Source organism: Paenibacillus sp. NRS-1781 (assembly GCF_050467745.1).
GTDB lineage: Bacteria > Bacillota > Bacilli > Paenibacillales > Paenibacillaceae > Paenibacillus > Paenibacillus terrae_A.
This window is the reverse complement of the sequence record NZ_JBITPI010000005.1, coordinates 42049-58856: the sequence shown is the minus strand read 5'-3', so window position 1 is coordinate 58856 and position 16808 is coordinate 42049. Positions and strand designations below refer to the sequence as shown.

Genomic DNA, 16808 nt, shown 5'->3' with positions numbered 1-16808 from the left:
TACAGCTAAAACGAATAATCCCTTTATATTCAGCAGAAAAAACTGCTTCCGGGTGGCATATGCATTATTTCGAGTAAGTCTAACGGAATCAATCTGATTTTCATCCTATTACCGAGTGATATCATTTTCTTGATGGAAGTTAATTCATTAGTTAGCATTTTGAATCATTCGATTCCCAACGCTCGAAAGTACAATAGATAGACGAACTAAACCGTTTCGATCTATATAGTGCTGATTTGAAATCGCTCATGGGATTGTTGCAAAATGCTCAAGTAGGAGGTGTGTAAGGTAATTTTATATGTAGAAGTAGATATCAACACCCTGTGGTTCAATTCAATCGGCCTCCGTGATGTATGCCTAAAGTCTCGTACCCGATGCGATGGTCTGTGAGGTTATGAGGAAGATTGCTATCTCCAAGCATTCAGCTTTTGTTGAATCATAGTGAAAAATGTCATATATACTCACAGTATATACAAGTGATTACATGAATGGAGAGTGATTACTGGATACTTTACTATAAAATGAGATGGTAGACAAGAGCGTTTTCATAGATCTTTTTAAATTTCCGAACGTTTTCGGAGAGTAATGTTAGTTAATATCACAGGGAAATATCTACAAATATACAAAAAAGAACGCCGCTGTAACAGCTGCTCGCGTCCTTTTTGTAAGATCCAATTCTCCTACTTAGTTCCTGTTTGTTCAGTAGTTTACGACGATTTCTTAAACACACCCAGACGGTTCAAGACTACGAGCAGGCGATAAAAATCATAGCTGCTCGGCTGCTTGGCATCCACAATCGGACTCGACGGATTAAAAGCAACGGCTGCGGCTACGGCTTCCTTTGCCCAAGCTGGCACTGGCATAGCCTGACGCGCCTCCAGGTCAGCTACTTGCTGATCCACTTTTTTAATATAAGCGGTCTGTTCGTTCAATGTCTGTTTGAGCACATCCTTGCTGTTTTCAAGTGCGGCAACCTGCTGCTGCAAGGCTTTAAATGCCGCTTTTTCCTCTGCTGTCATCGGCTCATCCCCCTCTTCTCCTGCAAAAGCTTGGCGCAGCTCTGCCTCAGTTCCGGCGTATACATTCAGGTCAACTGGCCCTTGAATCCCATCAACTCGTCCACTGTCGCTGTATTGCCAGAAGTCCCACAGCTTCCATGCTGTGGTATCATTGGGCACTCGTGTGCTATAGCGCGCAATCCACAGCTTATAAGCTACCAGCGGCGCTTTAAAATGGGCCGCAAAAGCGTTGCCCGTATATACCATCGGCTTGCGACCACTTACCCTTTCAAATTCCGTCAAAAACGCCATGGCTACGTCATGGATCGCGGCAGAGCTAAGTCCACCCGGATTGTTCTCATAATCCATTACTGCTGGAAAGTCCAGCGCTTTTGCACCTCCAACCCGATCCAGCACCTCGGCAAAATGTCTGGCCTCCGCTTTGGCCGCGTCAACGCTGGTTGCATCTACAAAATGGTAAGCTCCCAGCAATACCCCAGCTGCCTTGGCCCCTTTGGCGTTGGTGATAAATGTCGGATCGACGTAACGCTGTCCCTGACTCGCTTTTATAAAGGCAAACGATTTGCCATCGGCTCGTACACGTTTCCAATCAATATTTCCCTGGTATCGGGACACGTCAATGCCCTCGGCAGCGTTAGGACTGCGATCTTGCATAAGTCGATCCCTCCTTGTCATTCATAATGTTGTAACCGATGATGTTACTGTTATAACTATGCTTGGACCATTGACGTGGTCCGGGCTTTTCCAACTTGGTGCTGAAAATGGGGCAAAGGTGCATTCTGCTCACCTTATGAAGCTTTATTTCTTTTGTCGGAGGGGTCTGTTGGCTTTTTCTTTTCCCCGACCGACTTGGATTCAAAAATGGCTACCGCATTTCGCAAAATATCCGGCATTGGCACTCCCATTCGGCCCACATTTTCAATAATCGACAATAGCTCGTTCGCCAAATAAAAGAAAACAACGGCATCCCGGAAATAATGTGCATCCCCCAGAATACCGTCGATCAGATGAGCTACCGTAATCATCAAAAACACTGTAACCTTGCGAAAAATACCGTAATAGCCCTCTCGGCTTTTCAATGCTCCATTAATCCAGGCCGCCGCCCAGCCTGTGAAAAAATCAATAATGACCATCCATAACAACAACGTCAACATCGTCGTCCACCCCCCGAAAAAATAACCGATCAAGGTCCCCGTGGAAAACCCCAGCCAAATCTGATCGACCTTTTCATGCATGCTTGTTCCCCCTTTTGAACCAACTTATCTAATGGATGCCCTTGGTTGGTCCAAGGGCATCATAGTATCACCTGCTGTGCGCTATGCTTTTCACTTTCTCTATAAAACCGAAATTTTTACAACGATGTCCTATAACGTCACCAGCACATCTATACAGTGGAATTTGTAGATTCGTGTATATATTTATTTTCCTAATCGTTATACTGTTTTCTTGCGAAAAATAGAGCTGTACCAAGGAACCGTTTCTTCCTGTTCATTCAAAATATCCTCAGATGACGAATCTTCTACGTTACCCGGCACTAGATCGGAACGTTTGGATAAAATAATCTCCATGACCTCGTCACGCTGTTGTTCATCCAAAACATAGCTTCCAATGATCGTAGCTACATCGCCCTCTCCCCGATCATAGCGGGTGATGCAGGCATGAGCACAAATACGCAATTGAGCCTCTGTTAAAGCTGCCATGGTTATGATTTCACCTCTTTTATATAGATTTTTGCTACTGTATATAATAGTCAGTACACGTTATTTTCCTGTGTTACCAAGCATGAGTTGGATCAGCGTTACTTCCAGATCTGCAATACGCTGCTTCAATTGGTCTGCCTCGCTTGGCTGTTGCTCCGTTTTTTGTGTCAGCTCCTTGATCGCTTCGTCACTTAATCCTTCACCCCAGAATGTCGTTGGGTCTTTTCGTTCTGGAGTTGTAAAATTTGGTACAGAATATACGGGTTCTTCCCCACGTTCGTTTTCTGGCTTGCTTTGCCATTCATCATGCAGCTTCTGAAATGAAGCATGAGATTCCTTGTTCAACTGCTCGTGCGCGTTTTGAGGCTCTAGCAGCTTTTCGTCATATTCTGCTTCATAGGTCAGCCAGCCTTGGATGTCAAAACGGGGATGGTATAAGCCCGGTGGCACTGGAATACCAACGGTATAGCCAGTAGGGATAGTTTTTGAGTTCGCTTCGTCTGTGGCACTCGAACTATCTGCAATAAGCTGATAGGTGCCTAACTGCTGGTCCGTATCAGATATTGGGAGCGAAGATGGAGCATAAAAAGGGACGACGCCAGAAAAGGCATCGTCCACCAACTCGTCCTCTAGATAGAAGCCGTCTGTATTTACTTTGGGTACTGCTTTCATTTGTTGTCCTCCTTTATTTTTCAGCTAGGTATGAAAAATCAATGACCAGGAACGAGTTCCCGACACTCGAATTACATTGAAGGCTGCTGCTCCCTACGTACAGAGTAGATGGGGAGGCACCCGCACCGCTGCTGGATACAGCAATAACCTCGATAGGAGATTCAGGCTCATAACCTTTAGGAAAGCGGTATATGACTGAATTCGCCGTAGAAGTACCACTTTTTACGTAACCTTGAACGTGAACCCATCCCATCGAATCCTTGTAGTAGCCCATCGGCCTACGAGTAGTGTCATAGTTCACCCATCCATTTAACAACGTTGGCGTAATCCATGCAGGACTATCTTTGTCAGCTTTCCTATTCTCCAGTACCGACACCCTCGCCGTGTTCTGTTGTACACTATCTACCAAGTCCAGCAACAGCGCCTTCTCGTTGGCTGCGTAGGAGCCTGTGAACGGTACAACTGGCGACGACATGAAAGCCAGGTAAGACACTGTGTATGCTGTGGTAGCGTCATAGTTATAGTCCATTAACTGTGCCATAGCACCAGCCGTAGTTGTAGTGTTAGGGTATAGTATCCAGTTGTCACGCTGCGAGTTTCGGTAAATGCCTATAAACCTGTCAACCCTGTAGTTCAAAAGCGATGCCTGAAACTGTCCTGGGCTGCCGTTGTTAATGTTCCAGCGTTTTCCATCTAGCTCTTGATACATTTTTGCCTTTTCTCGTAACACGATCCCCGTACCTACTTCAACCTGATTATCTCCCTCGGTAAAGGTGAGCTGGCCCTCGCTGACAATGGTCTCCACAGTAGGCGTAGCGAGTTGGTATACGAGTTGGTACGGCGTGTACCCTGCATACGATGTCTGTGGTGTGGATTGTGTAAAGGCAGGTGAACCAACACGTTGCACCCAATACTTAGTACCCGTACCTGTCCATGTCGCCGTTGTTGCCGCTTGCGCTTGTGCAGGCGTTATGGTGTTAGCGTCATACGCCTTATACCCATAAAAGTAGGCTTTGATGTCGTCCAACGTCGGTGCGTAACTGTCGCCCCACCCACTGTCCGCGACAGAGACAGAAACGGCAAAATTGGATGCGGTCGCGTCTATAGCCCATCTGTCGGCTGTAGTGTCTTGCCCGCCCCACAACAATATTTTTCCATCAAATTTGACTGCCGTGCCATTGCCAACAAATGCATAATTTACATCGGGCACTACAGGATAGAGGACTTTGAAACCCGTTCCCGACACTACGTTATTCACTTTGGTGATTCTCCCGCCATCTAGTAGGATGCTTTCGAACCTTTTCACCTTAAAGTATTGCCCGTCGCGCTCAAATACCATATCTGCATTTGCACCTGTAACTGGATCGGCGTACAGGTCTGTTTGCAGCGCAAGCACGGAGTCTTCACGAGGCTTGAATGGTTTGGCTGTGCTACCGATATTGAGCATAGGGTTAGAAATAGTCACCGCTGTCGTTGACGTACCAAGTAATCTGACATTCACCGCCCGGCCCGCCGTAAACGTGACGCTCAATAGCCCAGAACCAGCCGCTTCGGCTATTACTGATGTCTCCGGTTCATCCGTGACCGTAATTCTACCAGTCGCTCCGCCGGATTGAACTGAGACAGTGTACTTTTGCCCAGGCACTAACGGTGATACGGTGTGTACTATTTTGTTATCCACCGTGACGGAAACGCTCTTTTCATCCGCTATGGTAGGTGTTCCCTGTTTGGCTGACCACTCATAAAACGATGGCAATAAATTTTCCCCATAACGAATCGCATACGGATTACGTGCAGGCATTATACTGTCCACATATGGGTACTTGGCAGCTATTTGCTCGCCTGTCATTGAAGCCAAAGCGGTATAATCAGCTGAAGAAATCTCATAGATGCGAACAGCCTCAAAATAAGAATACTGTCCTTGAGTCCCCTGTATTCTCAAATCAATATTTGAAGTCACATTGCTGGTAGGAGCCGCCCTGAACCAAGATGTAGTAAATTTAGTCTTATCTGTTACTGTCGTTCCTTCCTGAACGTTCGGGGCTGATATTCCCGCATTTGCGGAGTTTCCGACCTTCACCTTTGCGATTGCAACATAATACTTTCCGGCCAAAAATTTAAAATCGCTATAAAACCCAACTCCGACTGTATATCCCGATTTGATTGTTACTTTTAACGAATTAGACATCGTTCCCTTATTCGTAGTATCCAGCGCTATCTCGGATTGATAAGGTGTAATACCCGTTAAACTACTTAAATTCCCCCATCTACCCAACAAATTCACCAACGTACGCCCGCTTAGCCCCGTGAGCGAGAACGGTGCGGCCTTTTCCGCATGAACAATCTGCACCCCAGGTTCCAGAGTAACCTCCTTGCACTCCGTCGTGTCCAACCGTTTCTTGATCGCATCCACACCATCATTCACATCACCTGCAAAATCGTCTACAGCACGCCAGTTTTGATCCAAATACTTCTCCAGATCAAAATATGTTGTTTTGGGCGATGTACGGTCAATTTGATTTAAGCCCAGATTTGGTGTTTTTTCACTTGCCATGTTATGCGCCACCTCCTAAATATCTATCCTGTGTTGTATGTTCATTTTCATAGATGGTCATAGACTCGACTTCGGCAATGGTCAGGTAGCGTAGTTTATATTCTACCGTCAAATGAGCCGGCTTGATCTCCTCGATGGCTGCTTTAAGATCCTCCACATTGGGCGGAATCCCGATGGTATCTATAAATTTGACTGTGAATCCCCATTCAGCGGGATGAAAGGTAACATCTACTGTACCGCCGTCATATGCTTCAGCTACATTTTTGACAAGTCGGCCTGAAAAGGTCCCTGCTCCCCGTAGCTTCGACTCTACTACTGCACGACGCTGGTCCAGCGGCTTGCCAAGGTCGGTTTCGATACCCAGCTCCATTTCCCAGCGCTCCAATCCCCAGGTAGCGGTACGGACGAAAAACTGAGCCACCGTCGCATCCATCGCCAGATACAAGGAATCCAGTTCACTGCCCTTCGCATCCATATCGGAGCGCATCACACGGGAAATTTCATAGTAGGCGGGTAAATAGGAAAACAGCTCGCGTCCCCGCAAGCTGCTCATTTGCCCCTCTTCACCCAGAGCTAGACGATTCGTTGGATCGTTCATGTTCATTCCATCATTACTCACTGACGCTCACCGTCCCCAGCACCGCCACCTGACCTGATCCAATCTCAATATTTTGATTGCTCTGTCCGTTGATTTTTAGCTCAGAGAAATCAATAATGATCGGAATATCCAGCAAAACAGCAGAAATCCGGGTATACCGAACCAACGGGTCTTCCTTGTAAAAAGCAAGCTGCTTCAAATACGTCCGCACTCCGCTTTCGATCAGCTTTTTGATTTCATCCAGGGTGGACGGCTTCTCCTTGGTACGCTGTACCTTGACCGAGATGTTAATTTCCACCTCTGTCGCTGGCATGATCGTCACCACAGGGCCCGCTGGTGCCAGCCCTTCGCCTTGTCCATCCTGAGTCGGATCAATGTACTTCTGCACCGCAGCGACGATATCCGGACTGGCAGCACGTTTATCCGTGTCCAGCACATATAAAGCCACCGTACCCGGCCCTTTCCAGAGGGGAACAACCTCCACGCCGCCTACTCCGGCGATTTCATTCGCCCACTGCGTGTACTGCGCCTTGTTGCCGCTCGTGCCCTGGTTCCGCACCTTGGCATAAAAACGCTCCAGCAACAGCTGGTCGCTCTCAATGTCCGTGCCACTTTTAGTTTCCTCTGTATTGATAACGGAGGAAACACCATTGACCGGGCTAGCCATCACCTGAATGACGCCCGCGGGTACGTTACCGCTGCGACCGGGATTGACTGCCCGAATCGCAGCTTCTCCTTTACCCTGCTCATCCAGCGTGACCGCTGCCGTGGTCGCATACTCAATGGAAGCTTCCCCCGATACATCATCTGCCGGGGTCGCCACCAACGTTCCCGCCGGAACGGTCGTTCCCGCTGTACCCGTGAATGTGACCATACCTGAGGCAGCAACCGCTTCCCGCCGTGTCACTCCATGCTCTGCTGTTCGCAGATCCAGTTCCGGCGAGCGAAAATCCGGGTTATCGCTGGCCACCGTACTGGCAAAGCCACGTCTTAGCAGCTCCTGCGCCCAGATTGCCGCTTCGGAGAGCATAAATGCCACTGGTGCCTGCGCATCCCAAATAAAAGAACCCTCGGACTTATCAATGTCCGAAGGCACTTTTTCCAGCATACGACTCAAAATTCCCTCTTCCGTCTGGTCTACCAAATACTCCGGCAAGTCTGCCATTAGATCACCACACTTTCTACAATTTCCGTTTCATCCCGCACATTCGTAATCTGGCAGCTAAAATGGCATGCCTCGCCTTCCCAGCTAAACGTAAACTGATCCACACTAGCCGTGCGAGCATCTGCCAGTAGCGCTTCGGTGACCATGCGCTTAATTTCACTTTCCTGCACACCGTGCCCATAGCTGCTGCCGATCAGTTCCTCCAGCTCGCTACCATAGTCGGGAGAATAGATCACATGACGGTAGCGGGGGGTACGAATTGCTTTTTCACACCACTGTACCCAGGCTTCTTTTTCACCTGTAGTCACGATTTTACGGCTGGGGCTCATAACAAATTCTCCGGCTTCAAAATCAAACCGCCAGCTTCGTCCAAATACCGCCCGGTTATCCTCCAGCACATCCGGGTCCGTAATATCCGTCCAGAGCATATCATCCGTTTCGGGAAATAAATTAGCCACGTCCACTCACCACCTTGCATACCACAACCACATCGTTGCCGCTATTCACCCGAACCGCAAGTACGCGATCTCCGGGCTTCAGTCCTTCGTTCAGGCTCAGATTCACATCCTCCAGCTCGTCCTCCCCGATATAAAAGGAAGTTTTCAGCTCCTTGCCCTCCCAATTCTCCGACTCTACTGCGGTTGAGGTACCTTTATACATATGACGCGGTACAGACAGCAGTCCCGGCAGCTCGGCGACCAAATAGTCCTGAAGCTCATGTTTAAAATCATCCAGCTTGAGTCCCGTGGAAGTAATCGTGCCCAGTACCGCACCTACTCCACTCAGCGCTTGCTTGGTTTGCTTGTGAAATGAGGATTGCAGAGCAGTGACCAAATGCCCGTAGGGGTCCTTATTCAAGGTAAAACCTCCTTTTTACATCGTCATACGTGCCCAGCTCCAGCGACATACTGCCGGGGTTACCCAATTCCCTGCTCACTGAAATCACCAGCAGCTTCATGGAACCCAGCATCACCGCGTCTCCTGCACGAATCGTGTTCATATCTGGCGCATTGACCGATATCGTTTGTTGTATGCCTCTCAGCTTACTCTTGGCCAACTCACGTGCCGCTGCACCCGATTTCACCTCGTCATCCTGCACGATCACCTGAAGCGTTCCATATTTGGCAATATCCTTTTCCTCCAGCGCCATCACCTTGGAGGGAACCTCATTGCCCGTTTCACTGGCAGCCGTAGCCAGCACCTTCACCCTCGTGGCCGCACCTTCGAGTGTACGGGATTGTGTCGTATCGGTCACTCTCTCCAAAACATACACATCTTTATTCGTTCCCAGCTCGTATAGCTCCAAACCGGAGGTAATCATCCGAGGATGATAAAGCTTACCGCCCGCCTTTGCCGTTTCACGCAAATCGCCCAGCATCATGGAATAGATGGACTGTGTCCGGTATACGGCACGCCCCAGCAACTTTTTCGTGTCTGGCAATGAAGCGATTTTCAGCTTCCAATCCCTGGCATATTTCTGAAAACGCTGAGTAGCCGTCTGCTTCGCAGGGAGCAAATATTCATCCTCGGACTTGTCCAAATACACCGTGCGATCATACAAGGTCAGCGTCATACGCTTGAGTCCATTGTTGGAGGTTTCCACTTCCCAAATAACCGCTGGAGACAGCAAGGGGACATAGTCTTTTTTGCCATAAGGAATGCCACTAACCCGAATCGACATCCCTGGAGAGATGGGCGGCAAATCCGGCGTAACGACCAAATTTACCGTGCCCTGATAAGCGATTTGCTCCAGCGAATCCCTCAAATTAATGTTCTCCACCAGCGGCGACACATCATATTTATCCTGTAAAATAACTTTATAGCTCATGACAGCACCAGCTTTTGCCCCGGTTCAATCGCATTCGGATTTTGACCAATAACCTTTTTGTTAAGCTGATAAATACGGCTCCATTGTGAGCTGTCCCCCAGCTCCAGCTTGGCAATTTTGGACAAGGAATCCCCCGATTTCACCGTGTAGGTTTTCTTCTTTTCTTTCATATCCGTGCGGGGCTTTTTGTTGACCGTAGCAGACTTCGTGCCACTGCCTGCTTTTTTGGATACCTTCATTTCACTCCAGGTCCGCAGCGAAAGATCAAAATTCACGTCCCCATAATCGCCGCCCCGAAAGGTGGAGTTATGAGATGCTACAATTACGGGTACATTTACAGCCGTCTCTGAAATAATGAAGCGTAATGGCTTTTGAGACAGCAAAAAACCATTCAACGTGTTCATGGCCTCCTGTGGATCGGGAATGTCCTGATATTTACAATACGATTCGTCGTATTCCTTGGGAAAAAAAGAAGAGAAGGAGATTTCCTTCACCTTCTCCCCTTGTGGAAAATCAAACTCCCCATAGGATAAAATTGTTGTCGTTTCAAATCCCTTTTGCCGTGAGATCGTCACTTCCTCGGGATTCACCGGAAATATAAACTTAAATCCCTTGCCATCCGTTAAACTAAATTCCATCTCTTTCCTCCTTCCCCGTTACTCCCATCCTACTGCATTACATAGCTCCTCCGCTCGCAGGCTTGGTGTTCTGCGTCGCCCGCAGAATCTCGGCTTTGAGGCGGTAGCCAATTTGCGTAATAAGCCCCTCCACATCCAGCTTGTTTTCATGCACAGTTACCTGTACAGCCCCTGCTGGAAGATTGAATTGGTTCGTAGTTTCCGTCTTAAAATCCTTCAAAAAGCCGGAGAGTGTTCCCATTTGTTCTGGGCTAATCTGTACTACTTGAGGAGTCGGATTACCATTGGCTTTACCTTTAGCTTTGGCTCCGTTGTTCGCATGAGCCGCAGTATTCAATAGTGGATTAGGATTGACCCCTTGGTTAGCGATAGCCATTGGACCATAAGGATTAGGGACGCCTTTTGCACCTGATTGCGGAGGCACGTATGCAACTGCACTATATAAAGGCGGCATAGTTGCTAATGGCTTAAGGGAGGCACCTATAGTCGAATGAGGCGGGATTGCAGGTTTAGGAACTTCAGGTGGCTTAGCTGGCTCTTTCTTAGGTTCATCTTTCTTACCAAAAGAAAAGAAATCAGAAAAGCCTTTACCAAAGTCTCCAGCCTTATCCGAAATCCAGCCTGTGACCTGGGAAGCTTTTTCCCCAATAAATTTACCAGCGGACTTTGCTTTGTCCATAATAGCAGGACCATAATCTGAGACTACCCCCCCAATTTTTCCACCAAAAAAGCCTCCCGCTATACTTCCAAGTTGAGAACCAACCATAGTACCAATACCCGGAAGCAACATTGTGCCTATAGCTCCACCTAGCGCAGAACCAGCAGTCCCGCCTACAGTAGAACCAATAGCTTCTGCACGTTCTTTACCGGAGGTAGCCTGCGCGATGTTCACAATATCCATCCCATAGCTTAATGGCCCCAGCAATTTTTTTGCGCCGCCTTTTAAAAGGTTCTTAAATAAGCCTGACCCAGCTTCCTCAGTTGCACCAGCAACCGTGCTTGGGTTTACAATACTGGAGGCAGCACTAGAAGCCGCATCTGCAGCGGTACTTCCGCCGCCTTTAAAAACTCCAAACATCCCCTCTCCACCATCAAAGAGATCTGAGAACCCCCCTCCTACTTTTTGCATAAGATCTCCGCTATTTTTACTAAAAGAAAGGGTTTTTTTGGAGACATCTCTAAACTTCTCTTTAAAAGTTGTTCCAACAACCGGTTCCCTAAATAATTTCTTTCCGGCTTTAAAAACTTTGTTAGCTGCTGAAGGTGCTTCAGATAAACTTTTTATCCCCCCACCAATTTTCTTTAGATTACCAAAGAAATCCTTTGTTTTACCCCAAACCGTCTTAGGCTCCTCTTTTTTCTCTGCGGCTGGCGTCACAGAACCCAACTTAGTACTCAAATCCCCAATAGCGGCAGTATTGGCCTCCACAGCAGCAGTATTTGCTTGCAATACTGAACTCAGATTGTTATCTCCCTTAATGGGACCTGTTTTGGCAGCACCGCTGTTAGCTGGTGAGCTACCTTGAGAGACTGCCTTCACATTGACATTCCCCGAAGCGTTAATAATCTGGGATTTGACCCGGTTAATCTTGTTCAACAGATTATCCAAGCCTTTGGAGGCCATATCGTTCAGCACGATTTCCGGGGCCATGCGAGTGCGGCCTATTTTCATAACACGCCCTTGAATCCGCTCAAAATAGCGTTCCATTGCGCGCAATTCGCGGTTCGCCTTAATGACGTTTTTAGGATCAATTACGAGGTTCATGCGGTAATTTAATGCTTCTGCCATATTTCATGTTCACCTCCTTGTTCATGCTTTTGAAGAAACCATACTGTCCATTTCCTGTTCAGCAAACGCCAGCAGCAGCATGCGCTCGCCACGGGGAAGCCGCCAAAAGTCTCCGGGGCGGAGGTGGTGCCGAACCCACAAGTGGTACAGCATCGTCGTCATTCCCCCGGAGCCGATTAGTTTTTTAGGTCAGCAATTTCCACGCCAAAGCCGGACAGTTCCAGCACTTTGTCGCCTACGGCATCCAGTTCACCCGCCAACAGCATACGACGGACAGATTGTTCGCCACCGGACAGCTTCAAACGGCTTGTAATCCGGGGATCGCCCCAGCCGCTTAGGGACAAGCCCTTCACTTCCAGCTTTCCAGTAGCCTCCGAAATCAACAGGGCGTTGAACGTCTCGGTATCTACCTTTTCATCCACTGCACCCTTTACGGTACGGCGAATGGTACACCGTTCACGAATGCTGTCCACTTTGCTGGAGGTCAGGCCATGCAGCACAATTTTCATATCGAGGCGCTTGATACGCACCGTTTCCTCCGGCAATTTTTCAGCGGCTTCAAACAGGCTGTCCAAAATTTGTTCTTCTGTCATATTTTCATTCAAGCTCATAAGTCATTCTCCCTTATTATCAATTTGTTTTGGGGAACGGAACACCTTATGGCATCCCATCCCCCATGTTCATATTAGTTCGCTACAATCGGATCAAGCAGCTCATAGCCTTCGAAGGTGAAGGTCGTTTCTTCCTGTACTTCCTCACCCGCTGTCCAGTTGGCAAGCTGAATTTTGTCAGGAGTGCAACGGATAAGACGAATGCTCTCATGTCCAAAGGCTTCAGGGTCATCCAATTTAGTGATAATTTCAAAACGACTGAAACCACGACGAATCATATCGGACGTCACCTTGTAGCCACTCATCGTGCCCGTTCCTTTTTTAATACCGCGTTTGTGTACCTTCCAGTCGTTGCCGACGAGATTCAGCTCGCGTTTTTCCATTTCCACACTGGCTTCCAATTTATTGATATTGGTCTGCCATACTCCGTCCACATGCGCCTGACCATACGTACCTAAAATGACTCTTGAAGCATCCAACATTTATTTTTCCTCCTCAAAATGATCCATAATATAGTTTTGAATTTCTAATTTTCCGCGGCCTTCTTATTGCACGTAAAATGTACCGAACAGCTGCTCCATCACGTCGGTCAGCTTCACGTTCCATTGCAGGAACACTTGATCCGGCTCCGGTTTGATAACTGGCGCATCGCCGTAGTAAGCCGGGTCGAGAATGACATCGTAGCCATCTGCTTCGATCACGTTACTCAGCGACAGCTGTGCCAGGTATTCTTTGATCGCACCAATGAGTGCCAGACGGCCTTCCACGGTGTTGTTGATTTTGCCAATGTAAGTCTCTTCGGCTGCACGCTGCAAGTCAGCGTTAATAGCATCCATAACGCGGATGGAGCGGATTTTCTTCCATGCGTTGTTTTGCCCGGCAGCCGGGTTCACCAAGCTGTTGATACCGCGCAGCGCTTTGACCTGACGACCGTCGAAGAACAGCAGGAAGACACCATTGCGGACTGCCTGCTCCTGCTCGGAGCGTGTCCAGCGGCGGGTTACATCCTCAAAAGGCGTCACCGCATAGGTGGCGGATTGATTCAGACGTTGACCTGCGATCAGTCCGGCTACATAAGCAGCCGTTTGAGCGGAGCTATAGTCCGTACCTGCCAGACGTACGCCAGTACCGACGTTCACGATACCTTCATGGTTGAGCGCCAGAGAACGGGCAGAGGCCAGGCTGACAGCGGTTTTGGATACATCATCTGCCGCAGAACCACCGAACACGGCGATAACGCCCTTGCCTTCGCCCCGGACACGCTTGATCCACGCGGCAAAGCTTTGCAGCAAGGCCAGATCGGCTGCATAATCCAGCGCCAGCACGTTAAATTCCTGTCCTTCAAGCGCTTCCTGCATAGCGATGTAATCGGCATTAACCAGCTTGCTATTACCGCTGTTGCCGCCCGTGAGATGTACGCCGCTGACATCCGCCGGAATGCCGCCATTGCCGACAACCTCGGCTTTCACCCATACATTTTCGCTGTTCTTGTTCAATGCTTCGGCAATCGAAGCAGCCGTACCGTCGCTGCCTTTATACGTGCCCAGCAGCTTGGTGCCCTCATAGAGACGCACCTCACGGGCTTGCTCGTCACCCAAGGATGGCTGTACCGTTACGGCAAAGCCATTACCGCGGCTACCTGTGTACAAAGCCTGCAAGCGCAGCACATCGGTTGGTGCCTCACCGCCGCTTTTCAGCGTCACAGTTGCTTGAGCAGCCGTGTCATCTGCCAAACGGTAGGCCAACAGCTTTTTCGGTCCACCCAGCAGAGCCAGATACAGTGTAGAGTACGCTGTCGCACCATCCAGGCTGTCATTGGAAAAGATTTGGCTAATCGCCGTTTCACTGCCAATCTCTACAAACTCACGTACAGGTCCCCAGTTGGCTTTAACCGGCACAACAACCGTACCGCGTGAACCACCTTGAATCGCTGAAGCTGCTGCTGCCTGAAAATTCATATACAAACCCGGCAATACCGGTTTATTCGTGTTTTCCCATGTTCCGCCTGCCATAATTAGTCCACCTTCGCTTTCATAAATTGTTCGATTTTAGTGTGTGCTTCTGCTACCGTGAACAGCTTGTCCTGTGTGCCAAAAAAGGCGCCTGCCAGCACTTCTTCCTTCACGGAAAACAATTGCTCCGCGTGCTCCTTAAGCTCCTCCAGCGTATAGCGGGGGCCGCTTGCTTCCTGCCCGGCAATGACCGGGGCCTTCTTGTTGTTGTCCAAGGTCACTCGGACCACCTCATTTCAAAATAGGATGAATTTCCACTCTGCGGATTAACGCCGCTTCCTCAGCCGGACGCATACGCCGCTGTACCAGCGTCAGCCGGAGCTGACCGTCCAAAATCGCATCCGCCTGCAAATCTGCGGAAGCCTCAGCCATGGACATATAACGGGCCTTCTCCTGATCCAGAGGAAGCTGAATTTGAGCGCCAAAGCCCTCGACCAGCGCGGAAGCCGCGCGATTCTCTTCAGCAGTGTCCGGGGCAATAACGTGCCCAATGAACCGTTTGCGAAGTTCATACATGGAGGCTCCCGCCATCCTGGTCTCGCAGCCGCTAAGCCGCCATAGCACCGCGTGCCGTCCCGGCTGTGCGGGCCATGCATCGGCGTACACTGACCACGCTGCGCCCAGTTGCTTCTGCGTCCAGCGGGTCAGCGCCGCCAGCCATTCATCCGGCTGTGCAATACCGTTTGCCGGAGCGGCCGCCGGACTCCCTTCCGTTTCAGGCACGTATACGCCAAAACGTAGCGTTCTGTAGGCCTTGCCCGTGACGGTGTCCAGCTTTTCCGCATCCCGCACGCCCAAATAGTGCGCGGTAAAAGCCGACGTGTCCCCGCCTTGGCCTGTCACCGGCTCCCGGTGCAGACCGGCAATCAGGGCGTTCGCCCATACATCAGCCTGTGCCAGCCCGGCTTGTCCTGCGTACAGCTTGATGCGGACAACCTGCCGATATCCGGCCCAGGACGACTTCCAGATTTCCTCGCCCAGCGCCATAACGGCGTACGGCTCCTCTGCCGTCTGCGACGGTGGCTGAACATCGTATACGCGCCCTTGAAGTGCTGGAACAATGTCAATGAGCTTTTGTTTAAAGGCTTGTCTCATCCTGCGGCATGCCACCTTTGCGCATCCTGCACTCGCATGTTGTGGCTGCTTAGCCAGGCTTTTTTCCACTTCCGTGTTCTCATCCGGCGTAGCCTCAACCTCATGCATTGCAGCATCCATTGCTTAGGCAACACGACTCCTCCTTTCTGTAAAACAATTCCCGGGAATCGACAGGGACGACAACCGCATGAAAAAACCGGCCCTGATGGCCGGCTAACGTTTGACTGTGTGTGTCTTCGGTATGTCCTCTTGTCTTGATTCCCGATGATATAATCTTACACCCTTATAACGAATGCGTTGCCGGGGAAATGGACGATAAAAGGCGAGACTAGGGATGAAGTTGGGCGGATATTTGAGAACAAGTGTTCCTATATCTAAAAAAGACCTTGACCCCCGCCATTGCAGGAAATCAAAGCCTTTTAAGAAGCGATTTTAAAATATAAATGCGAACGAATGGATAATTATTACACTATCCCAGTTTCCGTTCCGCTCCCTTCTGTAAACCCGCCAGATTCAAAACACCTTGATCCGCCAGTGCAAGCGCCATTTTGTAAAAAGCACGCGTGCGTAGCTTCGTGTACGTATCTTTACTTACCGGCGGGTCAAGCACATAATTGTAAACCTTGTAGTCGAACACATCGTCATCCTTTAAATAGCGCTCACGGATGAGCAGCTGTTCGCGTACATTCAAGCGGCCGACTACGGCATCCACCATTTCGCAATAAGCCAAACGAGCCGCAGGAGCATCTACATTATATACAGCTGTCCGTGCCGTTGGATCGCTGGTCACATTCGTCGGTCCGTTCGGGCGATCCGTATATCCGGCAGTGATAAAACTTTCCCGGTCCATAAAGGTAATGGTTTTATAAATCCGATATTTTTCAAATACCCCCTCCAGTGCGTTCTGCGTTTTGCGTCTGTCCAATTCGGGTAGGTTATTTTTCATGTAAAGCAACACTCCTTATCTTATGCCTTTTGACAATGATGTATTTTTTAAATCGTACAACTCTTACATTTACAATTTGTTCCCCTTTTGTTCGCATTATGAGTATAACATAGCATTATTTAGGATAGCTATCCATCGGCAAAAAAAGCGGTATAGCTTCAAAAACTGCATATTCGCTTTA

Annotated in this window: 19 protein-coding genes; all 19 read right to left on the bottom strand. The window is 49.1% G+C overall.

Going from position 1 to position 16808, the window contains the following annotated elements; genetic code table 11:
• Positions 1–707: 707 nt before the first annotated feature.
• The 19 genes from ACIFO6_RS01330 to ACIFO6_RS01240 all read right to left on the bottom strand — a co-directional run bounded on the left by ACIFO6_RS01330 (position 708) and on the right by ACIFO6_RS01240 (position 16627).
• Positions 708–1673: a glycoside hydrolase family 25 protein gene (locus ACIFO6_RS01330; RefSeq protein WP_430037205.1), complete on the bottom strand. Its 966-nt coding sequence runs from the start codon at positions 1671–1673 to the stop codon at positions 708–710.
• A 134-nt stretch (positions 1674–1807) separates the two neighbouring features.
• Positions 1808–2254 (bottom strand): phage holin family protein, encoded by a 447-nt coding sequence (locus tag ACIFO6_RS01325; RefSeq protein WP_283654940.1) that lies wholly within the window; start codon positions 2252–2254, stop codon positions 1808–1810.
• Between the two features lie 198 nt (positions 2255–2452).
• Positions 2453–2719 carry a hypothetical protein gene (locus ACIFO6_RS01320; RefSeq protein ID WP_283654939.1) on the bottom strand — a complete coding sequence of 89 codons (267 nt, stop codon included), beginning with the start codon at positions 2717–2719 and terminating at the stop codon, positions 2453–2455.
• A gap of 60 nt (positions 2720–2779) precedes the next feature.
• Positions 2780–3391: a hypothetical protein gene (locus ACIFO6_RS01315; protein WP_404580744.1), complete on the bottom strand. Its 612-nt coding sequence runs from the start codon at positions 3389–3391 to the stop codon at positions 2780–2782.
• 13 nt (positions 3392–3404) lie between these two features.
• A complete protein-coding gene (locus tag ACIFO6_RS01310; RefSeq protein ID WP_430037202.1) occupies positions 3405–5945 on the bottom strand; it encodes a hypothetical protein in 2541 nt (846 codons plus the stop codon).
• A 1-nt stretch (position 5946) separates the two neighbouring features.
• Positions 5947–6564, bottom strand: coding sequence for a YmfQ family protein (locus ACIFO6_RS01305; protein WP_430037200.1), 618 nt, complete (start codon positions 6562–6564; stop codon positions 5947–5949).
• Positions 6557–7708, bottom strand: a complete 1152-nt coding sequence (locus ACIFO6_RS01300) for a baseplate J/gp47 family protein (protein WP_430037198.1) — start codon at positions 7706–7708, stop codon at positions 6557–6559. Before ACIFO6_RS01300 ends, ACIFO6_RS01305 begins: the two co-directional genes overlap by 8 nt.
• Complete coding sequence (locus tag ACIFO6_RS01295) at positions 7708–8166, bottom strand: DUF2634 domain-containing protein (RefSeq protein ID WP_044645249.1); 459 nt, start codon at positions 8164–8166, stop codon at positions 7708–7710. The genes ACIFO6_RS01300 and ACIFO6_RS01295 overlap by 1 nt, the downstream gene beginning before the upstream one ends.
• The gene (locus ACIFO6_RS01290; protein WP_430037195.1) at positions 8159–8566 is read right to left on the bottom strand and encodes a hypothetical protein; all 408 of its coding nucleotides are present in this window, start codon (positions 8564–8566) and stop codon (positions 8159–8161) included. The genes ACIFO6_RS01295 and ACIFO6_RS01290 overlap by 8 nt, the downstream gene beginning before the upstream one ends.
• Positions 8559–9536, bottom strand: a complete 978-nt coding sequence (locus tag ACIFO6_RS01285) for an XkdQ/YqbQ family protein (RefSeq protein ID WP_430037193.1) — start codon at positions 9534–9536, stop codon at positions 8559–8561. Before ACIFO6_RS01285 ends, ACIFO6_RS01290 begins: the two co-directional genes overlap by 8 nt.
• A complete protein-coding gene (locus ACIFO6_RS01280; protein ID WP_430037191.1) occupies positions 9533–10174 on the bottom strand; it encodes a LysM peptidoglycan-binding domain-containing protein in 642 nt (213 codons plus the stop codon). Before ACIFO6_RS01280 ends, ACIFO6_RS01285 begins: the two co-directional genes overlap by 4 nt.
• A 37-nt stretch (positions 10175–10211) precedes the next feature.
• Complete coding sequence (locus ACIFO6_RS01275; RefSeq protein ID WP_430037189.1) at positions 10212–11963, bottom strand: hypothetical protein; 1752 nt, start codon at positions 11961–11963, stop codon at positions 10212–10214.
• Positions 11964–11984: 21 nt separating this feature from the next.
• Positions 11985–12116, bottom strand: a complete 132-nt coding sequence (locus ACIFO6_RS01270) for a hypothetical protein (protein WP_268794229.1) — start codon at positions 12114–12116, stop codon at positions 11985–11987.
• Between the two features lie 23 nt (positions 12117–12139).
• Positions 12140–12574 carry a phage tail assembly chaperone gene (locus ACIFO6_RS01265; RefSeq protein ID WP_044645253.1) on the bottom strand — a complete coding sequence of 145 codons (435 nt, stop codon included), beginning with the start codon at positions 12572–12574 and terminating at the stop codon, positions 12140–12142.
• 74 nt (positions 12575–12648) lie between these two features.
• Entirely contained in the window at positions 12649–13056 is a 408-nt protein-coding gene (locus ACIFO6_RS01260) for a phage tail tube protein (protein ID WP_014280216.1), read from the bottom strand.
• A gap of 63 nt (positions 13057–13119) precedes the next feature.
• Entirely contained in the window at positions 13120–14586 is a 1467-nt protein-coding gene (locus tag ACIFO6_RS01255; protein WP_430037186.1) for a phage tail sheath family protein, read from the bottom strand.
• Positions 14587–14588: 2 nt separating this feature from the next.
• Positions 14589–14801: a hypothetical protein gene (locus ACIFO6_RS01250; protein WP_430037184.1), complete on the bottom strand. Its 213-nt coding sequence runs from the start codon at positions 14799–14801 to the stop codon at positions 14589–14591.
• A 16-nt stretch (positions 14802–14817) separates the two neighbouring features.
• On the bottom strand, positions 14818–15789 hold the full coding sequence (locus ACIFO6_RS01245) for a hypothetical protein (RefSeq protein WP_430037402.1): 972 nt from the start codon (positions 15787–15789) through the stop codon (positions 14818–14820).
• Between the two features lie 361 nt (positions 15790–16150).
• Positions 16151–16627: an ArpU family phage packaging/lysis transcriptional regulator gene (locus tag ACIFO6_RS01240; RefSeq protein WP_430037183.1), complete on the bottom strand. Its 477-nt coding sequence runs from the start codon at positions 16625–16627 to the stop codon at positions 16151–16153.
• Positions 16628–16808 lie beyond the last annotated feature (181 nt).